An 11,659-nucleotide genomic window follows, 5' to 3' on the forward strand; every position below is an offset into this window, starting at 1 on the left:
GAAAAAAACAATATTCTGCGATTGCTGTATCCATTCCGCCAACGTATTAACTTTCATACCCTACGCACCTCCAGCTCTTCATATCCACGAACAACCTTATCCGCATCCAGCAAATGACCAGAACGTTCTGCTTCTGGCGCAAATCCAATAGCGAGCCGTACTCCGGCACGCTTGCCCATCTGCATATCCCCATTGCTGTCTCCGATGACTACCACGTCCGCCGGCGACAATCCTAGTAACGCGCAGGCTTTTTCAGCCATTTCCGGGTCAGGCTTGCCGTATGTAACCCTATCATGTCCGATAATCTCGTCAAAATAGGATGTCAGCCCCATCCACTCCAAATGCTCCTGTGCAGCCTCTGTACTGTCAGAGGTCACAACCGCCAGCTTCAGCCCGGCATGGCGGCTTTGCTCAAGCAACGTCCGCAACCCTGGAAACACCTTCGCTGCCCGATGTCGCCGAATATCAGCCATCGCCGTTTTATTAAAGTCGCGGACAAGCCGCACAGCCTCATTCCACGGTACACCAGCAGTATAAAGCTGCCAAGCCAGTACCCCCGTACTTTCGTCCACCGTCCCCATGGCCAGCGGGCCAGAAGGGTCGTAACCGATCACATGTCCCTCCTGATCGTGAACAGTACCTAGAACGGTACCTTTTTCCACCGTAAAACCGGCACCCGCCACGGTAAGATGCTGCTCCATCATATCCAGTATAGAACGAGCCCAGGGGCCCCACAACTGAATAAAATCCAGCAACGTTCCATCTTTATCCAATAAAATACCACGGCATGGGTACCGCTCCCCCTGCACGATCAGCTCAGACATGCAGCACACCTCCTTTACTGGTTCTTAGGAGCCCCATCCACACTCTCTTTCATCCAGTCCTGTAAAGCCGTTACCGTCTGATTCCATTGCTCGACAGCGCTAATTTTCGCAGGGTTATCCCCTTTTTGGACACCATAACTGCCGAATTGGGCATGATTTCCCCCTTCGACTGTAAAATACAGCGTGTTGGCTGGTAAATAAGTTCTTCCACTTTGGACATTTTCCATCTGGACGACTCCATCATCACTTCCCAGTAGAGAAATAACGGGCAGATTTTTATCCTTTAAATTACCCTTGTTATCCGGGTAGGAGGCGAGGAAAAATACACCTTTGACCTGATCAGGATGTGCAGCTGCATATCGGGCCGCCATCACACCGCCTAACGAATGGCCTCCAATAACAAACGCTTCTTTCGGATATGCCTTTAGCACTTCATTCGCTAAATCCGGGGAGATCAATGCAAGGTTGAGTGGCATTTTTGCAATGATCACATGATGACCCTTTTCCGCCAGACGGCGTGCCAAGGGCGCATAACTTTCGGGCTTCACCAACGCACCTGGATACAAAATGACTCCGGCTCCGCTTCTTTTTGCAGGCTCAAAACCGACCCAATGTTCTTGTTCATTTACTTTCACAGCATCCGCTACTTCAGCTAATGCAGCAGCAGCCGTCTCGTCAGGCTGATAAGGCGTAAATACCTTCCATGCTCCCCACCCTGCGATCATTGCAATAACAATCAGGATGCCTAAGAGAACTTTCCATATTTTCCGAGGACCACGTGTCCCATATGAATTGTATGATCTTCTTGTTCTTCTTCTCATTGTAAAAGTTCCTTTCGCCTTTCGTACCTCGTAATTCGTAATTTGAATATAAAATGTACCGCTGTATTCATCAGCGTAACTAGCCTTGTTAGGGTAACATCGTTGCACATACAGGGTCAAATCAGTATACATTTCCACGTCTTAGCCCATCTTTGTCCGGTGTTCAAGCTTTCGCCACACAATAAGGTTATGATAACGCTTACTATTGTGAATAAAATCACAATGATAATGTACAGAGTATCGTACCTTGTTCCTTGTAAAGAATTATTTTTTAAATAGTTTAGTCGGCAGAAGCCGTTCGGAGGGAAACACATGACGACAAGCCATGATGTACAAGGGGAAAGCTTCTTTCTCAATTTGCGATTTCTGTTGATCATATGCGTATTTGCAGGGAATGCTCTGGAGCCTCTAGTCGGTTCACTTCATATTGCCCAACAATGGTTCAGCTGGATATTCACGTTTCATATGCCGTTGTTTGTACTCGTTACAGGCTACTTTGCCCAAACTTCTTTGACCGGATCAGCAGGCCGAAAAGTTCTGCTTCAGATCGGTATGCAATATCTTATTTTTCAATCGCTCTATTCGATCTTGGATGTTGCACTCTTCCACGTTCCCCATATCCATCATTCGTTCTTTGCTCCTTATCTGCTACTCTGGTTCCTTGCCAGCCATATCTGTTGGAGACTGCTGATGCTGTCTTTTCAGAAAATACCACCTGTCCTCCAATTGGGTATATCCGTGCTGCTGGGTATCCTCGTCGGGTATCTCCCTGTGGATGGTATATGGCTGAGCGTATGCAGAACCTTTGTTTATTTGCCTTACTTTGTAGCAGGTTATCATTTGAATTATGCAGACGTTCGACGGTTCTTCACAGCTCCAGTCCGCATAATCGCTGGCGTTGTATCTCTTCTGCTTATGGTACTGGCGGGAACGTCGTATTTCGGCATCCCAGCAGGCTGGCTGTATGGCAACATGACTTACGGTGAATTGGGCCATACCGAATGGTACGCAGGAATTTACCGCATCGGCATTTATGGAGTTCAATGGATAGCATCCATGGCGTTCCTAAGCTTTGTTCCAGCTGTCACAGGACGTATAACCGAGATGGGGAGACGGACACTATATGTCTTTTTACTCCATGGTTTGATCGTCCGTACCGTCGTTGCAAAGGGAGTCTACGAATATATAGATACTCCAGTGGAAGTCATGTTGATTGTAGTGTGTGCTGCAGGTCTGTGCTGTATGTTGACCATGCCTTGGGTTCGAACTGCAACACGACCTCTGATTGAGCCACAGGTAGAGTGGATGCTAAAGCCAGCTCCTTATCCTTTTAGACGGTCCGCGTAATCTTTTTATCCATTTTTTATTTAACATTGAACACGCGACAACCCACTCACAGACGAACATGTAAGCGAGTCTACCCCCTCTTTACTCCACTTGGAGCCTGTTTCATACAGGCGTGATGTGGTAAGTAAAGGATGCGCGCAACAAAAAACAACTTTTTTATTAAGGAGTGATTTGTAATGGCACGTAATCAAAATCAGGGGAAAATGAGTCGCGAAGAAGCAGGTCGTATGGGTGGAGAAGCTACTTCCAAGAAGCACAATAAGGAATTTTATCAGGAGATTGGTAAAAAAGGCGGGGAAGCAACCGCAAACTCTCACGATAAAGAATTTTATCAGGAAATCGGCAAAAAAGGCGGCGATGCTACAGCTGAGTCGCATGACAAAAATTTCTACAGAGACATCGGTCGTAAAGGCGGCAGAAATTAAGGTGTAATGTCATCCTCCGCCCTCCTTTAACATAAAACAAGCTTGAGCCCATCCGCTTTATTGCAGAATGGGCTCTTTCATATTTTAACTGATACGCAAACATGTCAGTATACATATTTTTAATAGAATCAAATTCTAACTCTTCTAAATGCAATATATAGACAAATAAAACTGGTCATATCTATATATTGTTGATTAGAGAACACTTCTTGTACTTTTTCAAAATCTTCATATATGTAGAAAAAAGCTCACATCTATGATAGACTCTTTAGAAAACATCTGCGCTATTACGGCGTCCATTGAACGCCATACTATTTTTATACTTTGGGGGGAAACCAGCATCATGACAGCTAAGACGAAAATGCGTTCCGATATGATTAAAAAAGGCTTTGACCGCGCTCCTCACCGCAGCTTGCTGCGCGCAGCGGGTGTCAAGGAAGAAGATTTTGACAAACCGTTTATTGCGGTATGCAACTCGTATATTGATATCGTACCGGGCCACGTCCATTTGCAGGAATTTGGCAAAATTGTCAAGCAAGCCATTCGTGAAGCAGGCGGTGTACCTTTCGAGTTTAACACCATCGGTGTAGATGACGGCATTGCTATGGGACACATCGGTATGCGTTATTCTCTGCCAAGCCGCGAAATTATAGCTGACTCTCTGGAAACTGTCGTTTCCGCTCACTGGTTTGACGGCATGGTTTGTATTCCTAACTGTGATAAAATTACCCCTGGCATGATGATGGGCGCATTGCGCGTTAACATTCCAACTATTTTTGTCAGCGGCGGTCCTATGAAAGCTGGTAAAGACAAGAACGGACGCTCTATTTCCCTGACCTCCGTCTTCGAAGGCGTAGGTGCATATCAGGCTGGTAAAATCGACGATCAAAGCTTGCTTGAATTAGAACAATACGGCTGCCCAACATGCGGCTCCTGTTCAGGGATGTTCACAGCGAATTCCATGAACTGTCTCGCAGAAGCGATGGGTCTGGCTATGCCGGGTAACGGCACCATTCTCGCAGTAGCAGAAGAACGTAAAGAATTCGTTAAACAATCTGCACGCCAATTAATGGAATTGATTAAGCTTGATCTTAAACCACGTGATATCGTGACTAAAGAGGCTATTGATAATGCATTTGCATTGGATATGGCAATGGGCGGTTCCACGAATACAGTATTGCATACATTGGCACTTGCCCATGAAGCAGAAGTTGACTACCCTATCGAACGTATTAATGAAGTCGCAAACCGCGTACCTCATTTGTCCAAATTGGCACCTGCTTCCGACTATCATATTGAGGATGTCCATAATGCAGGCGGCGTAAGCGCAGTGCTGAATGAATTGTTGAAGAAACCGGGCGCACTGCATGGAGACTGTATTACTGTGACCGGAAAAACCATTCGTGAAAACGTAGAAGGTCAGGAAATTCTGGATACTAACGTCATCCATAAACTGGACAACCCTTATTCTGAACGTGGCGGCCTAGCTGTATTATTCGGTAATCTGGCACCGCAAGGCTCCATCATTAAAGTCGGTGCAGTTGATCCTTCGGTTGGTGGTTATCACAAAGGTCCTGCTATCTGCTTTGATTCACAGGAAGATGCACTGGCAGGTATCGCCAACGGTAAAATTAATGAAGGACACGTTGTTGTTATCCGTTATGAAGGTCCAAAGGGCGGACCTGGTATGCCTGAAATGCTCGCTCCAACTTCACAAATCGTGGGCATGGGGCTTGGTGCCAAGGTGGGTCTGATTACAGACGGACGCTTCTCAGGTGCTTCCCGTGGTATCTCCATCGGTCATATTTCCCCCGAAGCAGCAGAAGGCGGACCTATCGCTTTTGTTGAGGACGGCGATATCATTGAGCTGGACTTGAACAATCGTAAGATTGAGCTCCACATTACGGACGAAGAATTCGAACGTCGTCGCGCCAACTGGAAAGGCTTTGAGCCGAAGGTAAAAACGGGTTACCTGGCACGTTATTCCAAGCTGGTAACGAACGCAAGTAACGGCGGAATTATGAAAATCTAAATGCTTTGCCAAGATAGGAATACTTTATGAACGGCTAAAAAGCCTCTCGATCCCTAACAAAGGATCGAGAGGCTTTTTTATTAGGTCATTAGGAGTTAGCCTATTCAGTCATTTCGCTGTTGAGTGTATGGACATCATCTCTCTGTGCTGTTTGCTCAAGAGCTTCGTCTAAGCGGTGTAAGTCTCCCTGATGAAAACGGTCAAACAAGGTATCCATTGGCATCACAATCAGTTTCGGTACCATTACATCTTTTTTTTCACTCAATTGCTCTGAACCCAAAGGATGGATAACACGAAATAACAGCTTTAGATATACAGTGGACACATGCTTGAACAGTCCTTTGGGAAGCTCCCGAACTTGAAATCCCAACTTCTCTGGTCCCCGATGAATCATACTTACTGCATAGATCGCCTTTACACCCTTCATTTCAGAATCATGTATAATGCGTTGGGCCAGATCAGGAAGTTGTTTTTTTACAATCCGAATTAATTGAATAGCTAGATGTACCATCGACTTTGCCGTCGAACCCAATTGAAATAACTTTTTATTATCAAAATGAAGCTCAATTATCGGGTCCCCTTTTTCTAGCCACCTGCTGTTCTCCATATTTACATTTGGCCCATGATAGATACGGCGACGATAATAAAAGATCGTATCCTCCTTGCTTACGGGACGAAGACGAAACAAAACATGGAATAGCCGCTCATACTGGAGCCATCCAAATACCAGCGTTCTTTTTAACCAGCCCGTACTGGACATCTCGGAGACAGTAGGTTTATTGACAGACTGACGGCAAAACAAGGTATCCACCCGTACGCTGCGTAATTGTCGTTCTTGGGCGACCCTCAGCAGCTTCTCCAGTGCGATTAGCATATTCTGGGGCGCTTCCACGTCTGCCCCCAATGTCGTACCACAGTCATGGAGCAGCATCACCTCGCCACCCCTCAGCTTTTTGAGCATTCTCTCCGCTAATTGTTTCGCTCCGATGCTGGCCTTCCAGTCCCCGAACATGGAGGACCATAATACGATTCGACGACCATGGGTGTTGGAAATATCAAAAAAGTTCACTATCCCCCAAGGTGGGCGATAAAAGGTCGTTCCCTCTCCAGTTACTCGACGAATGACTGACTCTGTCTGAGCAATTTGTCTTCTGACAGTAACAGGCCTCATAAGCCAATTCGATTTGTGCACATAATTATGAATACCGATTAGATGACCTTCATCATGCATGCGTTTCAGAAGCTCAGGGTGTTTTTCTGCATTCATCCCAACAACAAAAAAAGTAGCCTTGGCATCAAAACGCTTCAGTAAATCAAGCAGCTGTGATGTATACACTGGATCAGGGCCATCATCAAAGGTGAGTGCATATTCTTGCTCACTTTTGCCGCGCCTGAACACCCGGAAACCAAATATACGACTAACCAGCGCCGGAATAAAAGCATAAAAAGTTGAAATGTAAAACATCCATAACAGCAAAGTCTGCACGTTTTATCCCCACTTTTCTATTCTGAACTCCCCAAGCAGGCTTCCTGAGGAAAACTCACTTACTTATATATTATCACAATGAAGCAAACATGCCGAGATTTCGCTATTGCATATGGTCAGCATTGAGGTCCAATTTAGTGTACAATAAATAAAAATCTAAAAGGAGTCGTTGTATACATATGCTTCCCTTGTACAAAAAATATTGGCGTACCGTTTTTGATATCGGTTTGATCGTATTAACCGTGTATTTAATTATGTTCGTATCCAGCAAACTGTATCAACTTGCCGCACCTGTGTTCCTTTCGTTCGTCGTGTTCTGGTGCATTGAACCTGCTGCCCGTTATTTTCATCGGAAAGGAATGAAAAAGCCTTTTGCCTCCGCACTCTCCGTATTGCTATTTATCATCCTCTTACTTGCTATTTTTTTCGGATTGGGCCTGATTCTGGTTACGCAATTTACGAAAGTCGCGCAAAACCTCCCACAATATACTCAGATTATCCAAGCGGAATTCACGCGATATCTTCATCTTTCTCAAGATAAAATCGCTGCTTTACCTCCGAGTGTTACTGAACGTGTGAATGATTATTTTGCGACTGCCACCACCATTGCTACGAAGTGGGCACAGCTAGGATTATCCTTTTTCATACAGTTCCTCAGTTCTTTCACTGTTTTTATGGGCAACTTTGCCATTGCCATCATTTTAGCGTTCTTTTTAAGTATGGAAATTAATCTTTGGAAGGGCATTGCTCGTAGTAAAACACCCAAGACACTAAAAACTGCTTACCTTTTTCTAAAAAATCACGTACTTAAAGCTATCTCCGCTTTTCTCAAGGCTCAAGCTCTACTGGTAGGGATTACCTTTGTTCTCGTATTTATAGGTTTACTCATTTTGCAAGTGGATAATGCCCTCTCATTGGCGCTCGTGGCAGCTTTGTTTGATATTCTGCCCTTGCTGGGTGTGCCTGTTATTTTTATTCCGTGGGCCGTGTATCTGTTCATCACAGGCAATACCGGCCTGGCTGTAGGCCTGCTTATTGTCATGGCTGTGACGGTGATCGTCCGCCAGCTGGCAGAGCCTAAAATCACTGGTAATTCCATCGGTGTTTCATCTGCCTATCTGATGCTTTCCTTTGCCATTATATCGTTGTCCATCTTTGGACTGGCTGGATTAATCCTGTCTCCCATTCTGATCATTTTGCTCAAGGAATTGTGGCAGCAAGGCTATCTGCAGAAATGGATTCGGTTTCCAACAGAGGAATTTGACGAGCCTCCGTTTATCGTTAAAATCCAGGAGGAAGATCGTGAAGCTACCCGTGGAACTCAAGAGGATTGAGCTAACAGATCCATTATTTGACCAAACAGTGCTGTAGCTTGATTTGCAGAATGTGTTGAAGCATTTTGCACAAGGACGGCGACCGCATAACGAGGCCGCTCTATCGGACCATACCCTATAAACCACTGATGATTTATAGGTTGACCGTTCTTTAAAGCTTGGGCCGTACCCGATTTGCCGGCCAGATTCCATGATTTATTACGCAAGGAGACACCAGTCCCCTGTGTCACAACCTTTTCCATTGCTTCACGAAGCGTGCGAGCCGTCGATGTGTGAATCAAACGGCTGCCCTCGGGTGAAGGTGCAGCATGAGCAGGTAGTTCCAGTAAGGTGCTACCGTCTGCGTAGCTGATGCGTTTGACGAGACGTGGTGCATGTACTTGACCCTCGTGCAACAAGGTGACGATGAGATTGGCAGCTTGGAGAGGCGTTACCAGCACATCGCGCTGACCAATAGATGTCTGTACACGTACGCCTGGATCATACGCGTTCGTATGGGAGCCGAATACGGCTCCCTTTTCTTCGTGATCCAGCGGTCTGAATTGAGGTAGTCCTGCAAGATTCCGCTCCTGCCAGCCCACAGTTCGGCTCAATCCCAGTGCAGAGGCTGTGGCCTGAATTTGCTTAGGATTAAGCCGTTCGCCGAGATGAGCGAACACACTATTACAGGATACGGCAAGCCCTTCCTCCAGGTTCAGGGTACCGTGTCCTTCTTTTTTCCAGCAAGCCAAACCGTACTTGCCATAAGTTCCATGACAATGGAATTGTTCCTGCGGTTGGACAACACCTGATTCAAGTGCAGCAGCAGCCGTAACCAACTTAAAAATGGATCCAGGCGTTATCGCCTTGAGGGCACGATTAGACCAGTCTGTTTTTTTCTGCGGATCAACATGCCCGGGATTATAAAAAGGGCGAGACACCATCGCCAGTACATCCGCGTTGCCTGCATCGAGCACTACCACCGCCCCTTCTGCCAAATGACTAGATTCCGTCAGCTTTTCAATCTGTTCCTGTATAGGTAGATCAATTGTAGTCTGCACTTGTAAAGGATAGTGACCATTGGATGGAGCACTGACACGCAACGGTATATGAGTCAATGGACGACGCTGCGCATCTACAAATCGGGAGACGAACGTTTCACCGACGCCGCTCAGCAGCGGCTCCAGCGTTCTTTCCAGCCCGGCTGCCCCCATCGGCAGTTCACTCACTCGGTCGGCACGTTCATACAGAAAGCCAAGCCATTGCCTGCCATTGGGCAAATCCCTGTAACGTTTCGCATAAGGTACAAGCTCAATAAGCGAAGGGGCTAGCTTCAGCAGCTTGCCTGCTTCATTCGGATTGATTTGTACGGGCTCTCCGCGCCCATCTCGCCATATGAGCGGGGATTGCAGTCCTTTCCATCGTGTCAGTAGTTGCTTTTTATTCGTACGCAGTAGCTTGGCCAGTTCTTCGCCATGTAAAGCCGCTTTGCCATCTACATCGGGAAAAAGCACTGGCGCCCATACGACTCCGCCAGTCAAGGGTTGCCCATGCCGGTCTGTAAACTGTCCACGTCCAGAGTCGATAGAAATGCCCTCCTGTCGCTGACGTGCTGACATTTCCTTAAGCGAATGCCCCCCATAGACGGACATATGAATGCCCGCTGTCCCCTGAATCCAAGCCAGTCGGAATAATAAAATCAGCAGTAGCGCCATCACCCCCAAGCCCATATATGCAATTCGACGTTTTCGTATGAAACTGCTACCACGCCTCGGCACACCCATCCTTCTTTCATCTTTTTTCCAGTAGTATGTCCTGTAGTTGAAAAAGAAAACCCACTCAACTTTTAACGTGAATGGGTTTCCGAATTTATTTGTATCTTGTGATGTCTGCTTCTGGGCTCCAATTTAAAAACTCGTCTAACGAATAAAAAACCGTAATAAAAATGGTAATGGCCAGTACAACCCAAGCCACCTTTGTGTTTGTATTCATCTTTTGCTTTCCTTCTTGAGGGATTTTTAAGCACATCTACTAATAAAAAGTACAAAACCACGGAGATCAGTGACAATCCTGATTTCCATGGTTTTGTTATATCTACACCGTAAACCGCGAAAGCTGTTCCTTCAAGTTCACTGATACTCCTTCCAGCTTATCCGACAAACCTACCAGTTGATTACCAATATTAGCCTGTTCAGTGCTGAGCGAAGCGACTTCCTGCGAAGTAGCTGAGGATTGCTCGGCTACCGCACTTACATTGGTCATTGCCTCGGACAAAGTGGTCTGCGATTCACTCAGATGATGAATGGAGGCAGTGACCGTTCCCAATCGTAGCGCGAACTCTCCCATTTGCTGCTGAACCGATTGGAAAATGTCCGTTGTTTCCTGCACGGCTCCCATCTGTTCCCGGAACAGCGGGTACACCTCAGATAATGCCTGTACCGTTTCATTCATTTCATTGACGATGTTGTTAGTAATGCCTGTAGCCGTACGAATAGCTTGACGTGATTGTTCAGCCAACTGCCGAACCTCATTAGCTACCACCATAAAACCACGCCCAGCCGTCCCCGCTCGTGCTGCTTCAATCGTCGCATTCAGTGATAGAATGTTCGTTTGTTTAGCAATATCCTGTAATACGTCCAGCACCTTAAAGACATCGGAAGTTGTCTTCTTCAATTCATCTACTTTGCCCACCAGAGCATGCGTAGTTTCTTCCGTAACCTTAGTCTTGCTCAATAGATTTTTCAGCTGAATGGTCCCTTGTTCACTGGATTGTTCAACTTCTTGTGCGACCAGACTCATTTCATGATTGGAAGCCATAACCGTATCCATTTGCTGAGATATATTCCCGGTAAGTCCGCTGCCACGTTCAGCCTCTGTTGCCAAACTGGCGGCGCCATGAGCAATCTCTTCCGTTGCTGCTGCAATTTCTTTGGCTGAAATGGCTGTCTTCTTCGAGGCATCGCCTAGTTCCGTCGCTGTATTCAGAACCTCCTGAGCTGAGGCATTCGTCTGTTCTACCAGCAATGTAATTTGCTCCATCATCGTATCAAAGCTTTCTGACAATTGCCCAATTTCATCCTGAGCCTTATAGTTCGTTCGGATTTGCAAGTTGCCTTTGGCACCTTCGACCATTAAATCCTTCAGATGTGTCAATGGCCGAGCCACGAGGCGCACGATCCACAGGCCAATGAACAATGCAATGAGTGCAGCCACTGCGGCAAATATCCAGGTTGTAGTTAGTATCCCCTTAGCGTCTTTCACCAGCTCAGATACAGGTACTACACCCACGAGAATCCACTTGGAAGTTCCCAGTGTATTATGAACCGCAAGCACACTTTGCTTTTTGCCGTCTGCTTCCTGCTCCATAATTTGATTTCCTTCGATCCCTTCAAGCTTGGACACGTAATCCAG

At 46.4% G+C, this 11,659-nt stretch carries 9 protein-coding genes and 1 pseudogene; 4 read left to right on the forward strand and 6 right to left on the reverse strand.

Going from position 1 to position 11,659, the window contains the following annotated elements; translation table 11 throughout:
- Positions 1-53: 53 nt before the first annotated feature.
- The gene (locus GRP75_RS12850; RefSeq protein ID WP_160789491.1) at positions 54-824 is read right to left on the reverse strand and encodes an HAD family hydrolase; all 771 of its coding nucleotides are present in this window, start codon (positions 822-824) and stop codon (positions 54-56) included.
- A 14-nt stretch (positions 825-838) separates the two neighbouring features.
- On the reverse strand, positions 839-1,645 hold the full coding sequence (locus tag GRP75_RS12855) for an alpha/beta fold hydrolase (protein ID WP_160789492.1): 807 nt from the start codon (positions 1,643-1,645) through the stop codon (positions 839-841).
- Positions 1,646-1,957: 312 nt separating this feature from the next.
- On the opposite strand from GRP75_RS12855, the gene GRP75_RS12860 reads away from it, so the two are divergent.
- The 3 genes and pseudogenes from GRP75_RS12860 to ilvD all read left to right on the forward strand — a co-directional run bounded on the left by GRP75_RS12860 (position 1,958) and on the right by ilvD (position 5,449).
- Positions 1,958-2,992: an acyltransferase family protein gene (locus GRP75_RS12860; protein ID WP_160789493.1), complete on the forward strand. Its 1,035-nt coding sequence runs from the start codon at positions 1,958-1,960 to the stop codon at positions 2,990-2,992.
- A gap of 176 nt (positions 2,993-3,168) precedes the next feature.
- Positions 3,169-3,408: pseudogene (locus GRP75_RS12865) on the forward strand (KGG domain-containing protein); the annotation flags it as partial.
- 352 nt (positions 3,409-3,760) lie between these two features.
- On the forward strand, positions 3,761-5,449 hold the full coding sequence (gene ilvD / locus GRP75_RS12870) for a dihydroxy-acid dehydratase (protein ID WP_023989895.1): 1,689 nt from the start codon (positions 3,761-3,763) through the stop codon (positions 5,447-5,449).
- A 100-nt stretch (positions 5,450-5,549) separates the two neighbouring features.
- On the opposite strand, the gene GRP75_RS12875 is transcribed toward ilvD, so the two are convergent.
- On the reverse strand, positions 5,550-6,935 hold the full coding sequence (locus GRP75_RS12875; protein WP_160789494.1) for a YkoP family protein: 1,386 nt from the start codon (positions 6,933-6,935) through the stop codon (positions 5,550-5,552).
- A gap of 179 nt (positions 6,936-7,114) precedes the next feature.
- On the opposite strand from GRP75_RS12875, the gene GRP75_RS12880 reads away from it, so the two are divergent.
- Positions 7,115-8,269 (forward strand): AI-2E family transporter, encoded by a 1,155-nt coding sequence (locus GRP75_RS12880; protein WP_023989897.1) that lies wholly within the window; start codon positions 7,115-7,117, stop codon positions 8,267-8,269.
- On the opposite strand, the gene GRP75_RS12885 is transcribed toward GRP75_RS12880, so the two are convergent.
- The 3 genes from GRP75_RS12885 to GRP75_RS12890 form a co-directional block, all read right to left on the reverse strand.
- The gene (locus tag GRP75_RS12885) at positions 8,257-10,032 is read right to left on the reverse strand and encodes a peptidoglycan D,D-transpeptidase FtsI family protein (RefSeq protein WP_202404117.1); all 1,776 of its coding nucleotides are present in this window, start codon (positions 10,030-10,032) and stop codon (positions 8,257-8,259) included. The genes GRP75_RS12880 and GRP75_RS12885 overlap by 13 nt on opposite strands.
- 85 nt (positions 10,033-10,117) lie before the next feature.
- Complete coding sequence (locus tag GRP75_RS30305; RefSeq protein WP_023989899.1) at positions 10,118-10,240, reverse strand: hypothetical protein; 123 nt, start codon at positions 10,238-10,240, stop codon at positions 10,118-10,120.
- Between the two features lie 102 nt (positions 10,241-10,342).
- Positions 10,343-11,659 (reverse strand): methyl-accepting chemotaxis protein (locus GRP75_RS12890; protein ID WP_160789496.1); only part of this gene is annotated, 1,317 nt, incomplete at its 5' end.

Source organism: Paenibacillus sp. OT2-17 (assembly GCF_009827695.1).
GTDB classification, from domain to species: domain Bacteria; phylum Bacillota; class Bacilli; order Paenibacillales; family Paenibacillaceae; genus Paenibacillus; species Paenibacillus polymyxa_B.